At 62.2% G+C, this 13,992-nt stretch carries 21 protein-coding genes and 1 other RNA gene; 13 read left to right on the forward strand and 9 right to left on the reverse strand.

Going from position 1 to position 13,992, the window contains the following annotated elements; translation table 11 throughout:
* Positions 1-130 precede the first annotated feature (130 nt).
* Entirely contained in the window at positions 131-352 is a 222-nt protein-coding gene (gene rpmE, locus EJ076_RS00275) for a 50S ribosomal protein L31 (RefSeq protein WP_006327661.1), read from the forward strand.
* Between the two features lie 207 nt (positions 353-559).
* Here rpmE and EJ076_RS00280 read toward each other — a convergent pair whose 3' ends face one another.
* Positions 560-1,201: a TetR/AcrR family transcriptional regulator gene (locus EJ076_RS00280; RefSeq protein WP_126066741.1), complete on the reverse strand. Its 642-nt coding sequence runs from the start codon at positions 1,199-1,201 to the stop codon at positions 560-562.
* Positions 1,202-1,307: 106 nt separating this feature from the next.
* Here EJ076_RS00280 and EJ076_RS00285 point away from each other — a divergent pair, with 106 nt between their 5' ends.
* Both EJ076_RS00285 and EJ076_RS00290 read left to right on the forward strand, forming a co-directional pair.
* Entirely contained in the window at positions 1,308-2,141 is an 834-nt protein-coding gene (locus tag EJ076_RS00285; protein WP_126066742.1) for an NAD(P)H-binding protein, read from the forward strand.
* Position 2,142: 1 nt separating this feature from the next.
* Positions 2,143-2,619 carry a DUF1772 domain-containing protein gene (locus tag EJ076_RS00290; protein ID WP_126066743.1) on the forward strand — a complete coding sequence of 159 codons (477 nt, stop codon included), beginning with the start codon at positions 2,143-2,145 and terminating at the stop codon, positions 2,617-2,619.
* 29 nt (positions 2,620-2,648) lie between these two features.
* Here the strand turns inward: EJ076_RS00290 and EJ076_RS00295 are convergent, their stop codons facing one another.
* From EJ076_RS00295 to EJ076_RS00305, 3 genes are all read right to left on the reverse strand, one after another.
* Entirely contained in the window at positions 2,649-2,975 is a 327-nt protein-coding gene (locus EJ076_RS00295; RefSeq protein WP_109664683.1) for a SelT/SelW/SelH family protein, read from the reverse strand.
* On the reverse strand, positions 2,972-3,721 hold the full coding sequence (locus tag EJ076_RS00300) for a YebC/PmpR family DNA-binding transcriptional regulator (protein WP_023758620.1): 750 nt from the start codon (positions 3,719-3,721) through the stop codon (positions 2,972-2,974). Before EJ076_RS00300 ends, EJ076_RS00295 begins: the two co-directional genes overlap by 4 nt.
* Before the next feature lie 213 nt (positions 3,722-3,934).
* Positions 3,935-4,258: a helix-turn-helix domain-containing protein gene (locus EJ076_RS00305; protein ID WP_109664679.1), complete on the reverse strand. Its 324-nt coding sequence runs from the start codon at positions 4,256-4,258 to the stop codon at positions 3,935-3,937.
* Positions 4,259-4,310: 52 nt separating this feature from the next.
* On the opposite strand from EJ076_RS00305, the gene EJ076_RS00310 reads away from it, so the two are divergent.
* The 4 genes from EJ076_RS00310 to EJ076_RS00325 are packed head-to-tail and all read left to right on the forward strand — an operon-like array spanning position 4,311 to position 6,138.
* A complete protein-coding gene (locus EJ076_RS00310) occupies positions 4,311-4,793 on the forward strand; it encodes an SRPBCC domain-containing protein (RefSeq protein ID WP_126066744.1) in 483 nt (160 codons plus the stop codon).
* Between the two features lie 45 nt (positions 4,794-4,838).
* On the forward strand, positions 4,839-5,231 hold the full coding sequence (locus EJ076_RS00315) for a VOC family protein (protein WP_126066745.1): 393 nt from the start codon (positions 4,839-4,841) through the stop codon (positions 5,229-5,231).
* 50 nt (positions 5,232-5,281) lie between these two features.
* Complete coding sequence (locus EJ076_RS00320; RefSeq protein WP_126066746.1) at positions 5,282-5,644, forward strand: hypothetical protein; 363 nt, start codon at positions 5,282-5,284, stop codon at positions 5,642-5,644.
* Between the two features lie 26 nt (positions 5,645-5,670).
* Positions 5,671-6,138: an SRPBCC family protein gene (locus EJ076_RS00325; protein ID WP_126070939.1), complete on the forward strand. Its 468-nt coding sequence runs from the start codon at positions 5,671-5,673 to the stop codon at positions 6,136-6,138.
* A gap of 22 nt (positions 6,139-6,160) precedes the next feature.
* On the opposite strand, the gene EJ076_RS00330 is transcribed toward EJ076_RS00325, so the two are convergent.
* The 4 genes from EJ076_RS00330 to ssrS all read right to left on the reverse strand — a co-directional run bounded on the left by EJ076_RS00330 (position 6,161) and on the right by ssrS (position 8,730).
* Positions 6,161-6,928 (reverse strand): TerC family protein, encoded by a 768-nt coding sequence (locus tag EJ076_RS00330; RefSeq protein ID WP_126066747.1) that lies wholly within the window; start codon positions 6,926-6,928, stop codon positions 6,161-6,163.
* Positions 6,929-6,996: 68 nt separating this feature from the next.
* A complete protein-coding gene (locus tag EJ076_RS00335; protein ID WP_109664654.1) occupies positions 6,997-7,821 on the reverse strand; it encodes a YmdB family metallophosphoesterase in 825 nt (274 codons plus the stop codon).
* 69 nt (positions 7,822-7,890) lie between these two features.
* Positions 7,891-8,478: a 5-formyltetrahydrofolate cyclo-ligase gene (locus EJ076_RS00340; protein WP_126066748.1), complete on the reverse strand. Its 588-nt coding sequence runs from the start codon at positions 8,476-8,478 to the stop codon at positions 7,891-7,893.
* 96 nt (positions 8,479-8,574) lie between these two features.
* Positions 8,575-8,730: non-coding RNA, 6S RNA (gene ssrS, locus EJ076_RS00345), on the reverse strand.
* Between the two features lie 149 nt (positions 8,731-8,879).
* On the opposite strand from ssrS, the gene EJ076_RS00350 reads away from it, so the two are divergent.
* The 5 genes from EJ076_RS00350 to msrB all read left to right on the forward strand — a co-directional run bounded on the left by EJ076_RS00350 (position 8,880) and on the right by msrB (position 12,770).
* Positions 8,880-9,719, forward strand: coding sequence for a MoxR family ATPase (locus tag EJ076_RS00350; protein ID WP_126066749.1), 840 nt, complete (start codon positions 8,880-8,882; stop codon positions 9,717-9,719).
* Between the two features lie 91 nt (positions 9,720-9,810).
* The gene (locus EJ076_RS00355) at positions 9,811-10,257 is read left to right on the forward strand and encodes a GNAT family N-acetyltransferase (protein ID WP_126066750.1); all 447 of its coding nucleotides are present in this window, start codon (positions 9,811-9,813) and stop codon (positions 10,255-10,257) included.
* Between the two features lie 6 nt (positions 10,258-10,263).
* Positions 10,264-11,454 carry a VWA domain-containing protein gene (locus EJ076_RS00360; protein WP_126066751.1) on the forward strand — a complete coding sequence of 397 codons (1,191 nt, stop codon included), beginning with the start codon at positions 10,264-10,266 and terminating at the stop codon, positions 11,452-11,454.
* Complete coding sequence (locus tag EJ076_RS00365) at positions 11,455-12,264, forward strand: MBL fold metallo-hydrolase (RefSeq protein WP_126066752.1); 810 nt, start codon at positions 11,455-11,457, stop codon at positions 12,262-12,264. It abuts the gene before it with no gap.
* A gap of 101 nt (positions 12,265-12,365) precedes the next feature.
* A complete protein-coding gene (gene msrB, locus EJ076_RS00370; protein WP_013529102.1) occupies positions 12,366-12,770 on the forward strand; it encodes a peptide-methionine (R)-S-oxide reductase MsrB in 405 nt (134 codons plus the stop codon).
* Positions 12,771-12,872: 102 nt separating this feature from the next.
* On the opposite strand, the gene EJ076_RS00375 is transcribed toward msrB, so the two are convergent.
* On the reverse strand, positions 12,873-13,211 hold the full coding sequence (locus EJ076_RS00375) for a hypothetical protein (protein WP_126066753.1): 339 nt from the start codon (positions 13,209-13,211) through the stop codon (positions 12,873-12,875).
* A gap of 219 nt (positions 13,212-13,430) precedes the next feature.
* Here EJ076_RS00375 and EJ076_RS00380 point away from each other — a divergent pair, with 219 nt between their 5' ends.
* Positions 13,431-13,940: an arsenate reductase ArsC gene (locus tag EJ076_RS00380; protein ID WP_109664621.1), complete on the forward strand. Its 510-nt coding sequence runs from the start codon at positions 13,431-13,433 to the stop codon at positions 13,938-13,940.
* The last annotated feature ends 52 nt before the right edge of the window (positions 13,941-13,992 follow it).

Consider the following 13,992-nt stretch of genomic DNA (forward strand, 5'->3'; position numbering starts at 1 on the left):
TGATGTATAGGCTCGCCGACCGTTTTAGAAGCCGTGGCTCCTCAATAGCTGCGGCTTCGAGTTTTAAAAAGGGGCGCATCGACGCAGGCTTATGCCCGTCGGCAGCGCCGGCAAGCCAGGAACCGAACCCATGAAGACCGACATTCATCCCGATTACCACACCATCAAGGTCGTCATGACCGACGGCACCGAATACATGACCCGTTCGACCTGGGGCAAGGAAGGCGATACGATGAACCTCGATATCGACCCGACCACCCACCCGGCCTGGACCGGCGGCCAGCAGACCCTGCTCGACCGCGGCGGCCGCCTGTCGAAGTTCAAGAAGCGTTTCGAAGGTTTCGGCCTCTAAACCAAACAGCGTTCTGCGATTAAAAACCCGCCCCCCGAGGCGGGTTTTTTGTTGCGACGAGGTGGATCGCCACAAGCTGGCGCTCGCCCCCTACCTCCCCCTTCTTGTGGGGAGGTCGGACCGAAGGTCCGGGTGGGGGTCTGGCGCCGCCCCCACCCCGCTGCTTCGCAGCGACCCTCCCCACGAGGGGGAGGGTGGGGGAGCATTCTATCCGTCCAGCAATTCCCTGAGCGCCATGCGCTTGTAGGCGGCGACCAGCCTGTCGCCCTCCTGCCGCTCAACGGAAATCGCCAGCCGCATGGCGGCTTCGCCCATTTGCCAGACGAGGAACGCCGTGGTTTCCAGCGCCACTGGATCGGCTGCCGGCCGCAGCCGTTTCAGCACCGCGGTGAGGAATTCGGCGTTGGCCCGGCTGTCGGCGAGTTCGAGCTGGCGCAGCGCCTTGTCGGCCTGCGTGCCCGACCAGATATCCCGCATCACCGGCTCCGCCAGGAACAACCGGTAATAGATATCGACCAGCTCTGAAAACGCCTGGCTCAAGCCTTCGGCGTCGCCGACGCCGGCAAGTGCCGCCGAGATGCAGGCCTGGCTCTCGGCGGTGTAGCGCTCGGCCAGTGCCCAGACGATCGCCCGCTTGTCTGGAAAGAACTGGTAGAGCGAACCGATCGACACCCCTGCCCGTTCCGCCACCTCACCCATGCGCATGGCATCGCTGCCTTGCTCGGCGATTAGCGCCGAGGCAGCGGCCAGCATGCGCTCGACCCGCTCGCGGCTACGCTGCTGGCTGGGCGCCCGGCGCGGCGAAGCAATCTGCTCCTGAGGGGAAACCGGCGTGGCCGTGTCTTCCATGCCTGACTCCAATACCGGCAAAATCGCTTGACTCGCAAAATACGAGGGTTTATCACGTTTTGCAAATATGAGGATTACTCATGTTTGTAAAACGGAGGAAACCACCATGAATGACGCAATAACCAGACCCATCCTGATCCTTGGCGGCACCGGCAAGACCGGCCGCCGTCTCGCCGAGCGGCTGACGGCGCACGGCCTGCCGGTACGGATCGGCTCGCGCTCCGGCAACCCGCGCTTCGACTGGGAAATCCCCGCGACCTGGGGGCCGGCCTTGCAAGGCGTGAGTGCCGTCTACATCAGCTACTACCCCGACATCGCCGTGCCGGGCGCCGCCGAAACCGTCGGCGCCTTCGCCAGGCTTGCGGTGGCCAATGGCGTCACCCGCCTGGTGTTGCTCTCCGGCCGCGGCGAGGCGGAAGCCCAGCGCGCCGAGGAGATGCTGAAAGCCTCGGGCGCTGACTGGACGATCCTGCGCTGCGCCTGGTTCTCACAGAATTTCAGCGAAGGTTTTCTCGTCGAGCCCTTGCTGGAAGGCGAAGTAGCCTTGCCGGTCAGCAATGTCGGCGAGCCGTTCGTCGATGTCGACGACATCGCCGAAGCCGCCTTCGTCGCGCTGACGGAGCCAAGCCATGTCGGCCAGCTTTATGAGCTGACCGGACCACGGCTGCTGGGCTTCGCCGATGCGGTCGCCGAGATCGGCAAGGCCGCCGGCCGCGACATCCGATTTGTCAGGATCTCGCATGACGAATTCACCGCCGCGATGGCCGCACATGAACTGCCGCCCGAAATTGCCTGGCTGCTCAACGAGCTGTTCACGCAAGTGCTCGACGGCCGCAACGAGACGCTGACCGATGGCGTCCAGCGTGTGCTCGGCCGCGCGCCGAAAGACTTTTCCGCCTACGCAAATGAAACCGCCGCAACCGGCATCTGGAGCAACTGAGATGACCAAGCTTCTTCCCACCCTCACCATCATTGCCGCAATCGGCTCGGGCGTCGTCGGCGGCGTGTTTTTCGCCTTTTCCAATTTCGTCATGGCGGCGCTTGCCCGACTGCCCGTCCCAAGCGGCATCGCCGCGATGAATTCTATCAACATCACGGTGATCACCCCGACCTTCATGACGGCGCTTTTCGGTACCGGCCTGCTCTGTCTGGTGCTTATCGCCGCCGCTATCATGGGCTGGAGCCAGTCCGGCTCGTACTGGTTGCTTGCCGGCGCGGTGATCTATGTGGTCGGCAACCCGATCGTGACCATGGTCTTCAATGTGCCGCTCAACGATGCGCTCGCCGCCGTCGACCCCGCCAGCAGCAATGGCGCCGCCGTGTGGGCGAACCATTTGAGCCAATGGGTGATGTGGAACCACGTCCGCACCATCACCGCCATCGTGGCGATGGCCTGCTTTATCTTCGCATTGCTCTAAGCGGTTTTACGAAACGCAAAGGACCCCGCTCAGGCGGGGTCCTTTTGCGTCTGGTCTTTCGACGTGTGACCCTTGCGGTCGGCATGGCCGAGATCGCGATCCGGGTCGATGACGTCGCGGACCAACTGCTTGAGCTTCGCCGCGTCCGGAAAGCCGCCGTCGCGCTTGCGGTCCCAGACCAGCGTGTCATTGCAGGAAATGGTGAAGATGCCGCCGGTGCCGGGCACCAGGGTGACCTCGCCCAGATCGGTGCCGAAGGTCGACAGAAGCTCCTGCGCCATCCAGCCGGCGCGCAACAGCCACTGGCACTGCGTGCAATAGGTGATGCGGATGGTGGGCAGAGGTTGCTCGCTCATGCCGCGCTGAGCTTGGCCATGGTCTCGTCATCGACTTCGAAGTTGGCGTACACGCTCTGCACGTCATCGTCATCCTCGAGCGTGGCGACCAGCTTCATCAGCGACTGTGCCCGTTCCTCGTCGACCGGAACATTGTTTTGCGGCCGCCAGATCGGCTTCACCGATTCAGCCTCGCCGAGCGCGCCTTCCAGCGCCTTCGACACTTCGCCGAGATTTTCGAAGGCGCAGTAGATCGTGTGGCCTTCCTCGTCCGACTCGACATCATCGGCGCCGGCTTCGATCGCCGCATCCATGATCTTGTCGGCGCTGCCCGCCGATGCCGGATAGTAGATCTCGCCGGCACGGTCCCACATGAACGACACCGAGCCGGTTTCACCCATCGCCCCGCCGGCCTTGGTGAAGGCGGCGCGCACATTCGAGGCCGAGCGGTTGCGGTTGTCGGTCAACGCTTCGACGATGACGGCGACGCCGCCGGGACCATAGCCCTCATAGCGCACGGCTTCGTAGTTCTCGGCATCGCCCATCGAGGCCTTGTTGACGGCGCGCTGGATGTTGTCCTTCGGCATCGACACCGCCTTGGCGTTCTGGATCGCCAGCCGCAAACGCGGGTTCATCGATGGATCGGGCGTCCCGCTCTTGGCGGCGACGGTGATTTCGCGCGCCAGCTTGGAAAACATTTTCGACCGCACCGCATCCTGGCGGCCCTTGCGGTGCATGATGTTCTTGAACTGTGAATGGCCAGCCATGGCACCCCTGTCGTCTTCTCGGCTAGAGCATCCCGAAGCGAAGTGATCTCACCTCGTCTTCCGCAATGCCCGAATTCAAAATTTCAGAGCGTCCCAGGTGCAACTCGTGGAAGCACGGCGTTCTCTGTCGGAATGGCCGGCTTATAGATAAATCGGCTCAATTCGTCCAGCCGCACCGCACACGGGACGCCCGACATTGGCGGCTGCGAGCGCTCACGCCTCCAGATCGGACTTCAACCGGTCGATGATGCTGAGCGCATGGCCGGCATACTGGCTGATCCAGCGGTCGTGGATCTGCTTGATCGGCAGCGCGTTGAGATGGTTCCAGCGCTCGCGTCCGTCGCGCTGCGCGACAATCAGATCGGCCTCCTCCAGCACCTTCAGATGCAGCATCACGGTGCAGCGATCGATATCGGGAAAGGCCTCACACAGCATGCCGGTCGTCTTCGGCGTATCCTTCAGCTGATCCAGCATTTCGCGCCGGCGTGGATGCGCCAGCGCCTTGAAAACATTGTCGTCTTGCGATTGGCTTGACATGTTATGTTTCTATAACATATCGTTGAGCCAATCAAGGGAAGGAGCTGTGGATATGTCACTTGGATTCAAGGTTTCCGGCCGCATCGGCAAGCCGGTCGCCGACGTCTTCGACGCAGTCGTCAATCCGAGGAAGCTGAGCGGCTATTTCACCACGATCGGCGGCGCCAGCGCGCCGCTGGTGGCGGGTGCCGGCGTCGTCTGGTGGGGCAAGGTGCCGGTCGAGGTCGATGAAGTGGTCAAGGACAGCCGCATCGTGCTGCGCTGGGATGCCACCGACGCCGACGGCAAACCCGCCTACAAGACCCGTATCGAGATGAATTTCGAGCCGCTGGACGATGGCGGCACCTTCGTCACCATCGCCGAGAGCGGTTGGCAGGAAGGCGCGGTCGGCCTGAAGAAGTCCTACCTCAATTGCGAGGGCTGGTCGCAGATGCTGGCCTGCATGAAGGCCTATGTCGAATACGGCATCAATTTGCGCGACGGCTACTACCGCAGCGAGATGAAGGGCGAACCCGCCAACGAGACCAATATCTGAGCGACCCCATATCTGAGCACCCAGGAAGGAAGATGGAGGCCTGCAATGACGAAAGTAACGCCATTCCTGATGTTCGAGGGCAAGGCCGAAGAGGCAATGACCCTCTATTGTGAGACCATTCCCGGCAGCAGCGTCCTTGACGTCACAAATTACGGCCCCGGCGAAGACGGTCCGCAAGGAACGGTCAAGCTGGCGCGGGTGTCGATCGCTGGCCTGGAAGTCATGGTCTTCAACAGCCCCGTCCACCACGCCTTCACGTTCACGCCGTCGGTCTCGCTCTATGTGGACTGTTCCTCCGAAGACGAACTGAACCGCATTGTCGAGACACTGGCAAAGGACGGTGGGTTTCTGATGCCGCCCGACAATTACGGCTTCAGCCGCCGTTTCGCATGGCTCAACGACAGGTTCGGGGTCTCCTGGCAGATCAATCTCGCATAACCAGCCCGGGCAGAGCCGACCAACAGCTGAACACGACAACGGAGCCAGCTATGACCACGAAAATCACCGGCGGCATCAACATCGCCATGAAGGTGCCGCCACACCAGTATGAGGCGACGATCGCCTTCTACCGCGACGTCGTCGGCCTGAAGCCGTTCACAGACAAGGCGCCGGCAATCGGCTTCGAGCTTGGCCCCAACCGCCTGTGGATCGATGAGGCGCCGATGATGAGCCAGGCCGAGGTGTGGCTGGAACTCTTCACCGACGATTTCCCCATGGCCGCGGATCATCTCGCCAAGGCGGGCGTCGTGCGTTGCGACGCTATCGAACCCCTGGGCGAGGGCTTCCGTGGCGGCTGGATCACCAACCCAGCCAACATCGTTCACATGCTGCGCGAACCGGACGCCTGGTGAGCGCCAAGCCCCGAAAGGACAATCCGATGGAGATCCGCGAAACACCAACCGCCGAAGCCGACATGCTGATCCGGCGGCCTGTCGCTGAAGTGTTCGAGGCCATCGTCGATCCGGCCATCACCACGAAATTCTGGTTCACCCACGCCAGCGGGCGCCTGGACAGCGGCAAGGAGGTGCGCTGGGAGTGGCGCATGTACGGGGTCTCGACGACGGTCGATGTCAGCGAGATCGTCGCGAACGAAAAGATCGTCATGCGGTGGAGCGATCCGCCGACCACCGTGGTCTGGACCTTCACCGAAATGCCGGATCAGACGACTTTTCTCGAAGTTCGCAACTTCGACTTCGCAGGCAATGGCGACGAGCAGGTGAAAGAGGCCATCGGCTCAACCGGCGGCTTCACGCTCGTGCTGGCCGGCGCCAAGGCCTGGCTGGAACAGGGCCTGACGCTTGGCCTGATCGGCGACCGTCATCCGAAGGGCGTGCCGGGGCATTAGGCTTCGCCCCGACAGACCAGCCTCAGTGCCCGCCGCCCGATTTCGCCTTCTTGCGCCGCCGCGCCAGCATGTTGAGTCCCTCGACCAGTGCCGAAAAACCCATGGCGGCGTAGATGTAGCCCTTGGGCACATGGTAGCCCATGCCGTCGGCGATCAGCGTCATGCCGATCATCAGCAGGAAGCCCAGCGCCAGCATGACGATGCTCGGGTTCTTGGCGATGAAATTGGCCAGCGGCCCGGCCGCCAGCATCATCACGCTCACCGCGACGATCACGGCGATGTACATGATGGCGATCTCGTCGGTCATGCCGACAGCGGTGATGATCGAATCGATCGAGAAGACCAGGTCGAGCAGCAGGATCTGGAAGATCGCGCCGGCAAGGCTGATCTGCAGCGTCTCACCCAGCATCGAGTCCTTGTGGTCGTCGGGGTCGACCGTGTGATGGATCTCCTTGGTCGCCTTCCAGACCAGGAACAGGCCGCCGGCGATCAGGATCAGGTCGCGCCAGGAAAAGCCATGGCCGAAGGCCGTGAACACCGGCGCCGTCAACTGGACGATGATCGAAATGGTGGCCAGCAGCACCAGCCGCATGATCAGCGCCGCCGAGATGCCGAGGCGGCGGGCGCGGGCCCTTTGCGCTTCCGGCAGCTTGTTGGTCAGGATCGAGATGAAGATAAGGTTGTCGATGCCGAGCACGATCTCCAGCACCACCAGCGTCAGCAACGCGACCCATGCCGTTGGGTCGGACACGAATTGAAAATGCGGCGCCAGAAATTCGATGAGCTGCATGGAGGTCGTCCCCTACGATCTAGAGCAGTGTCGCCGGCAGTTAGGTACTGCGCGCGCCTATATCAATGTCACGACCAGAAGGATGGCGCGGTTTCCTCCAGCCGCGGGCCGCGACGAAACGGCGCGATCCGCTCGGTGAGCCCCGTGCGGTCGGAAATATCGACGCCGACGCCGCACAATGTCGCCGGTCCGGTGGCTGCCTCGAAACGCCCTTTCGGCACTTTCGACAGGAAGCGGTTGAGTGGCTCCTCCTTGTCCATGCCGAGCGAGGAATCGTAGTCGCCGCACATGCCGGCATCGGACAGATAGCCGGTGCCGCCATTGAGGATCTGGTGGTCGGCGGTCGGCTGGTGCGTGTGAGTGCCGACGACGAGGCTGGCGCGGCCATCGACGAAATGCGCGAAGCACATCTTTTCCGAGGTCGCCTCGGCGTGGAAGTCGATGACCACGGCATCCGCCTGCTCGCCAAGCGGACAGGCGGCAAGCTCGCGTTCGCCGGCCTGGAACGGATCGTCGAGCTCGGGATGCATGAACACCCGGCCCATGATGTTGGCGACCAGCACGCGCGCGCCGCTCCTGGCGATGTAGACGCCGGAGCCGCGCCCGGGCGTGCCCTTGGGAAAGTTGGAGGGGCGCAGAAAACGCTCTTCGCGCGGCGCGAAGGCCAACGCATCGCGCTGGTCCCAGACATGGTTGCCGGTGGTAACGACATCCGCACCGGCCGCGATGGTCTCGCGAAAGATATCTTCGGTGATGCCGAAACCGCCGGCGGCGTTCTCGCCATTGACGATGACGAAATCGAGTTTGAAGTCGGAGATCAGGCCGGGCAGCTGTTCCCACACCGCCGTCCGTCCCGTCTTGCCCACCATGTCACCGAGGAAGAGAAGTCTCATATGATCCCGCACCGAAGGTCAGCGAAAGCTGCATGACGCCCGTGAAAGACATGCGTCCCTTGTACTTATCTACAATTTTGGCGCGAAGCGGCGCAACCCGCTCTCGGTCAGTATTTCCGGAATGATGACGTCGTGGTTCTCATCCGGCACCAGCGCCACCTCCTGGCAGTCGAAGGCAATGCCGACCAGCCGCGGCGGCCGTCCCTTGTCGACCAGCCTGGCGATGGCGCGGTCGTAGTAGCCGGCGCCGTAGCCGATGCGATGGCCGCGCGCATCGAAAGCGGCGAGCGGCACCAGCATCACCGAGGGGTCGAGCACCTCGGCTTCTTCGTGCGGACCGACTGTGCCGAAACCCATCTCGACCATCGGAGCGCCGCGCACCAGTTCGCGAAAGACGATGGTGGTCTTGTCGAGAATGGCCGGCAGGCAAAGCCGTGCGCCCTTTTCGCGCAAGGCAAACATCAGCGGCCTAACGTCGACTTCGGAACGCATCGGCCAGAAACCGGAGACGATCTGGCCCGGCTCGATGTGGAGGTGATCGCGTGCGGTCTCGGCCATTTCAAGCGCAACCTCCACCCGCCAGAATTCATCGAGCGCGTCGCGGCGCCCGAGGGCCTCGCGGCGAAGCTGCTTTTTCAGGTCTTTGGGAGAGGTCATGCGGCCAGGGTAGAAAAGGTCAGAGCTGGATGAAGCGTTGGGAGCGACGTTTTCCACCGCATCGTCCACCGAAATGCGTGGACGCGTGGCAATAAGTGACGATCCACACAACCGGTGGAGAGAGCGATCCCGGGAACCTACAAAGTAGGTGGGCGCCGTGTGAGAAAACCCACGGGTCTTCCCAGGGACAGCTCCCTAAGGATCGTTAAGGCCCCGGGGAAAATGTTCTCCTGCCGGGAAGCACAGACCGTCGCAGCCAATATAGGCCGCTGATCGGTCAAGCGCCAGTGAGACGGGCATTCTTTCCGTGTTGGGTTCAAGCCCTCGCCGCCGCCAACACCTCACCCTTGCACAGGCTGAGCCGCGTCCTTACGGTCGCGATGACTAACCGAGGAGCAAGAATGCGTTTTGAAGGCACGGCGGCCTATGTCGCCGATAAGGATCTGATGGTGGCCGTCAACGCCGCGATCGCACTGGAACGGCCCTTGCTGGTCAAGGGCGAGCCCGGCACCGGCAAGACGGAACTCGCCCGCCAGGTGGCGTCAGCACTTGGCCTCGACCTCATCGAATGGCACGTCAAGTCGACCACCAGGGCGCAGCAGGGCCTTTACGAATATGACGCCGTCTCGCGCCTGCGCGACAGCCAGCTTGGTGATATCAGGTTCAACGACATCAGGAACTACATCAAGCGCGGCAAATTGTGGGAGGCGTTCGCGGCCGGTAGGAAGGTCGTGCTTCTGATCGACGAGATCGACAAGGCCGACATCGAATTCCCCAACGATCTCCTGCAGGAACTCGATCGCATGGAGTTCTTCGTCTACGAGACCGGCGAGACGATCCGCGCCGCCGTCAGGCCGATCGTCATCATCACCTCCAACAACGAGAAGGAGCTTCCGGACGCCTTCCTGCGCCGCTGCTTCTTCCACTACATCCGCTTTCCCGACGTCGACACGCTGCACAAGATCGTCGACGTCCACTATCCCGGCATCAAGCAGAACCTGGTTCGGGCAGCGCTCACCCAATTCTACGAGATCCGCGATGTGCCGGGGCTGAAGAAGAAGCCGTCGACCTCCGAGGCGCTCGACTGGATAAGGCTGCTGGTCGCCGACGACATCGCGCCCGAGGATTTGCGCGCCGATCCGAAGAACGCCCTGCCCAAACTGCACGGCGCTCTCCTGAAGAACGAGCAGGACGTGCACCTGTTCGAGCGGCTGGCCTTCATGGCCAGAAGGCAGCAATAGGGCGGCAGCAGTAGCGCTTTCCCTTCTGTGGACCGTTGCTGCCGACCGAACAGGCAGGCAGCTTCGGCCAACACCCTTCGGAGGAAATGAAATGTCTGAGATCGTTGTCCGCCCGCTCGCGCAGTCCGACCACGCCGACTGGCGGCGGCTGTGGACCGATTATCTCACCTTCTACGAGACCAAGCTGCCGGAAGAGGTCTACGCCGTCACCTGGAAGCGGCTGTTCACGGCGGGCGAGTTCGAGCCCAAGGGTTTCATCGCCACGCTCGACGGCAAGGCGGTCGGCCTCACCCACTATCTCTACCATCGCTCCGGCTGGTCGGAGCACAATAACTGCTATCTTCAGGACCTGTTCGCCGACCCGAATGTGCGCGGCAAGGGTATCGGTGCAGCACTGATCAAGGCTGTAAAAGAGGAAGCCGCAAAAATCGGCGTCAAGAACGTCTACTGGATGACGCACGAGACCAACACCACCGCGCGCAAGCTCTACGACCATGTGGCGCGCAGGACCGGCTTCATCGAGTATGATCTGCTGTAACTGGCCATGTTCATTCCCTTCTTCCTCGAACTGAAGGCCGCGCGCGTTCCCGTTTCGCTGCGGGAATATCTGTCGCTGCTGGAGGGGCTGGAAGCCGGGCTGGTCGACTATGATGTCGAAGGTTTTTACTACCTCGCCCGTGCGGCGCTGGTGAAGGACGAGCGCCATATCGACCGCTTCGACCAGGTGTTTGCGCATGTCTTCAAGGGCATTGAAGCGCTGGGCGGGCCGGATGCCGTCGATGTCGCCAACATCCCCGAGGAATGGTTGCGCCGCCTCGCCGAAAAGCACCTGACCGACGAGGAGAAAAAGCTAGTCGAAGCGCTCGGCGGTTTCGAGAAACTGATGGAGACCTTGAAGCAGCGGCTCGAGGAGCAAAAAGGCCGCCACCAGGGCGGCTCGAAATGGATCGGCACCGGCGGCACCTCGCCCTTCGGCGCCTATGGCTACAACCCCGAAGGGGTGCGCATCGGCCAGCATGAAAGCCGCAACCGCCGCGCGGTGAAGGTGTGGGACAAACGCGAATTCAGGAATTTCGATGACGCAGTCGAGCTCGGCACCCGCAACATCAAGATCGCACTCAAGCGCCTGCGCCGCTGGGTGCGTGAGGGCGCCGAGGAGGAGTTCGACTTGCCCGGCACCATCCACGCCACGGCCGAACATGGCTATCTCGACGTGCAGACGCGGCCCGAACGGCGCAATGCGGTGAAGCTTCTGATGTTCTTCGATGTCGGCGGCTCGATGGACGACCATATCAAGAGTGTCGAGGAGCTATTTTCGGCTGCGCGAGCCGAATTCCGCCAGCTTGAATATTTCTATTTCCACAACTGCCTCTATGAGGGCGTGTGGAAGGACAATCGCCGCCGCCATGCCGCGACAATCCCTACCTTCGACCTGCTCCACAAATATGGCCCGGACTACAAGGTGATCGTCGTCGGCGACGCCTCGATGAGCCCTTACGAGATCACGCGCCCCGGCGGCTCGGTCGAACACTGGAATCCGGAGGCAGGCAGCGTCTGGCTCGGCCGCCTGCTGCAGCAATGGCCGAACGCGGTATGGCTCAACCCCGAAAACCCCGGGAATTGGGGCTTTACCCACTCGATCGCGATGATCCGCGACATCTTCGGCGGCCGCATGTTTCCGCTGACTTTGGCCGGGCTGGAAAGCGCGACGAAGCAGCTTTCGAGGAAGCATTGAATGGACCGGCAAGAAACCTGCTTTCTCTGCCTGCAATGCGGCGTCCAGTTCGCGGCAACAGAGACGCCGCCGGAACACTGTCCGATCTGCGAGGACGAGCGCCAATATGTGCGCTGGGAGGGGCAGGCCTGGATCACGCCGCAGGAACTCGCTGGCGAGCACCAGCTTGTGATGAAGGACGACGCCGGCGTACTCGCCTTCGGCATCGAGCCGCGCTTCGCCATCGGCCAGCGGGCGCTGCTGGCGCAGACGCCGCACGGCAATGTGCTGTGGGATTGCATCTCGATGGTCAGCGACGAGGCGGTGACCGAGATCAACCGCCGCGGTGGCCTGGCGGCGATCGCCATCTCACACTGCCACTATTATTCGGTGATGGCCTGTTGGAGCGAGGCGTTTGGCGGCGTGCCGATCTATCTCCACGCCGACGACCGCCAGTGGATCATGCGGCCGCACAAGGCGATCGTTAGTTGGGAGGGCGAGACGCTGGCCATAAACCCTTCGCTTACGCTCATCCGCTGTGGCGGCCACTTTGCCGGTGGCCAGGTGCTGCATTGGAAGCGCGATGGCGGCAACGCCCTCATGTCCGGCGACATCCTGCAAGTAACGCCGACGCGTCGCCATGTCAGCTTCATGTACAGCTACCCGAACCAGATCCCGCTCAACGCAGCCGCGATACGCCGCATCGCAGCCGCGCTGGAGCCATTCGCGTTCGATGACATATATGGCGCATGGTGGAACCAGAACATCATCGGCGGGGCAAAACCGGCCTTGTCTGCCTCAGTCGATCGCTATCTCGCGGCAATCGCATGACAACCCGATCGAAAATGCGGGCAAATGCCGTAACAAATGCCTATCTTGGTGCGAATATGAGGCTGCAATCAACAACGAGCCGGCAAGGCTGAGGAGATCAAATGGACACCCACACCTACCCCGTAACCCGCACCGACGCCGAATGGCGCGCCCGGCTGACGCCGGAGCAATATGCCGTCATGCGTGGCCACGGCACCGAGCGGCCGGGAAGCTGCGCTTTGCTCTACGAGAAGCGCGCCGGCACATTTTCCTGCGTCGGCTGCGACCAGCCCTTGTTTGAATCCAAGCTGAAGTTCGAGAGCGGTACCGGCTGGCCGAGCTTCAACGATCCGGTGCCGGGTTCGGTCGAAAACACCGTCGACCGCAGCTACGGCATGGTCCGCACCGAATGCCATTGCGCCCGCTGCGGCAGCCATCTCGGCCACGTCTTCGAGGACGGCCCGCCGCCGACCGGCCTGCGCTATTGCATCAACGGCGTGGCACTGAAATTCGAGCCGGCGGCTTGAGCCAAAATTCGATTGAATGAATGAAAAGGGCAGCTGCGGCTGCCCTTTTCATTGCCCAGGCGGGAAACCCGGCGAACGCGATGGGCACCCGTGTCCGCGCTGTCAGACCACGACCGTCAGGATTAGCCATAATGTGGCGCCGAGCGTCATCAGCGAAGCCTTGGCGCCACTGACCTTTTCCGTGGTTCGCCATACGGCAAAGGTCAGAAAGATGTTGTAGGGCACCGGCGCGAAATGCACCGCCAGAACCACCGCGAGCGGCAGCTTCAGTCCGAGCAGGATGATCGCGGCCACCAAAGATGCGGCGTTGAACGCCGTGCCGACAAGAACAAGGTCGCGCCAGAACAGCCGGTCGAGCGGCACCAGGCCTTGCCAGCGCGCGCGAAAAAAGCTCCGGCTTGCGGTGTCGCTTTCGTCTTCGGGACGTTTTGAAACACTCATCGACGCGACCTTCTCCTCGGCTGCCGCAGAGATTTCAAACGCAGCAAACTGTCAACGCCAGGCGATGATGGACCTGTATCGCCAGATGATCCGACCCGTTGTCATCAAACGGTCGCGAAACCTTTCTACGCCGCCCTTGTCGATACACTTTGCCAAGCGGCGACGTCCCGATGGAATTTGTCGCCCAATCATCCAGTCGCCTGCCAGGGAGGTCTTGAGATGAGCGACAATTTCTACAATGTGCTGTTTCTGTGCAACGCCAATTCGGCGCGATCCATTATGGGGGAAGCGATCCTCAACCGGATCGGCGCCGGCAAGTTCAAGGCCTTTTCCGCTGGTTCGCAGCCGAAGGGCACTGTCAATCCCCACGCACTTCAACTGCTGGAAACTCTCAACTTCGACACTGGCTTCGCCCGCTCGAAAAGCTGGGACGAATTCGCCGCGGCCGATGCGCCGCAAATGAACTTCGTCTTCACCGTCTGCGACAACACCGCGAACGAGGCCTGTCCCATATGGCCAGGCCATCCGATGACGGCACTGTGGGCGATACCGGACCCGGCCAAGGCCCACGGCACCGACGCCGAAATGCATCTCGCCTTCGCCGATGCCTATCGCATGCTCAACAATCGCATCTCGCTGTTCGTCAATCTGCCGGTGGACACGCTCGACCAACTGACGCTGCAGCACCATCTGGACGAGATCGGCCGGGACACCCAGAAGCCAAATTAGAGCAATTCCAGGAAAAGTGTGAAGCGGTCTTCCCGGGAGAAGCGCATAGCGC

It is taken from the genome of Mesorhizobium sp. M7D.F.Ca.US.005.01.1.1 (genome assembly GCF_003952545.1).
In the GTDB taxonomy this organism is placed as follows: domain Bacteria; phylum Pseudomonadota; class Alphaproteobacteria; order Rhizobiales; family Rhizobiaceae; genus Mesorhizobium; species Mesorhizobium loti.

What these genes read in the sequence shown, in the direction of transcription:
- rpmE (WP_006327661.1), top strand. Translation starts at nt 131, where the DNA reads ATGAAGACCGACATTCATCCCGATTACCACACCATCAAGGTCGTCATG.
- EJ076_RS00280 (WP_126066741.1), bottom strand. Translation starts at nt 1,201, where the DNA reads ATGGAAGACACGGCCACGCCGGTTTCCCCTCAGGAGCAGATTGCTTCG.
- EJ076_RS00285 (WP_126066742.1), top strand. Translation starts at nt 1,308, where the DNA reads ATGAATGACGCAATAACCAGACCCATCCTGATCCTTGGCGGCACCGGC.
- EJ076_RS00290 (WP_126066743.1), top strand. Translation starts at nt 2,143, where the DNA reads ATGACCAAGCTTCTTCCCACCCTCACCATCATTGCCGCAATCGGCTCG.
- EJ076_RS00295 (WP_109664683.1), bottom strand. Translation starts at nt 2,975, where the DNA reads ATGAGCGAGCAACCTCTGCCCACCATCCGCATCACCTATTGCACGCAG.
- EJ076_RS00300 (WP_023758620.1), bottom strand. Translation starts at nt 3,721, where the DNA reads ATGGCTGGCCATTCACAGTTCAAGAACATCATGCACCGCAAGGGCCGC.
- EJ076_RS00305 (WP_109664679.1), bottom strand. Translation starts at nt 4,258, where the DNA reads ATGTCAAGCCAATCGCAAGACGACAATGTTTTCAAGGCGCTGGCGCAT.
- EJ076_RS00310 (WP_126066744.1), top strand. Translation starts at nt 4,311, where the DNA reads ATGTCACTTGGATTCAAGGTTTCCGGCCGCATCGGCAAGCCGGTCGCC.
- EJ076_RS00315 (WP_126066745.1), top strand. Translation starts at nt 4,839, where the DNA reads ATGACGAAAGTAACGCCATTCCTGATGTTCGAGGGCAAGGCCGAAGAG.
- EJ076_RS00320 (WP_126066746.1), top strand. Translation starts at nt 5,282, where the DNA reads ATGACCACGAAAATCACCGGCGGCATCAACATCGCCATGAAGGTGCCG.
- EJ076_RS00325 (WP_126070939.1), top strand. Translation starts at nt 5,671, where the DNA reads ATGGAGATCCGCGAAACACCAACCGCCGAAGCCGACATGCTGATCCGG.
- EJ076_RS00330 (WP_126066747.1), bottom strand. Translation starts at nt 6,928, where the DNA reads ATGCAGCTCATCGAATTTCTGGCGCCGCATTTTCAATTCGTGTCCGAC.
- EJ076_RS00335 (WP_109664654.1), bottom strand. Translation starts at nt 7,821, where the DNA reads ATGAGACTTCTCTTCCTCGGTGACATGGTGGGCAAGACGGGACGGACG.
- EJ076_RS00340 (WP_126066748.1), bottom strand. Translation starts at nt 8,478, where the DNA reads ATGACCTCTCCCAAAGACCTGAAAAAGCAGCTTCGCCGCGAGGCCCTC.
- EJ076_RS00350 (WP_126066749.1), top strand. Translation starts at nt 8,880, where the DNA reads ATGCGTTTTGAAGGCACGGCGGCCTATGTCGCCGATAAGGATCTGATG.
- EJ076_RS00355 (WP_126066750.1), top strand. Translation starts at nt 9,811, where the DNA reads ATGTCTGAGATCGTTGTCCGCCCGCTCGCGCAGTCCGACCACGCCGAC.
- EJ076_RS00360 (WP_126066751.1), top strand. Translation starts at nt 10,264, where the DNA reads ATGTTCATTCCCTTCTTCCTCGAACTGAAGGCCGCGCGCGTTCCCGTT.
- EJ076_RS00365 (WP_126066752.1), top strand. Translation starts at nt 11,455, where the DNA reads ATGGACCGGCAAGAAACCTGCTTTCTCTGCCTGCAATGCGGCGTCCAG.
- msrB (WP_013529102.1), top strand. Translation starts at nt 12,366, where the DNA reads ATGGACACCCACACCTACCCCGTAACCCGCACCGACGCCGAATGGCGC.
- EJ076_RS00375 (WP_126066753.1), bottom strand. Translation starts at nt 13,211, where the DNA reads ATGAGTGTTTCAAAACGTCCCGAAGACGAAAGCGACACCGCAAGCCGG.
- EJ076_RS00380 (WP_109664621.1), top strand. Translation starts at nt 13,431, where the DNA reads ATGAGCGACAATTTCTACAATGTGCTGTTTCTGTGCAACGCCAATTCG.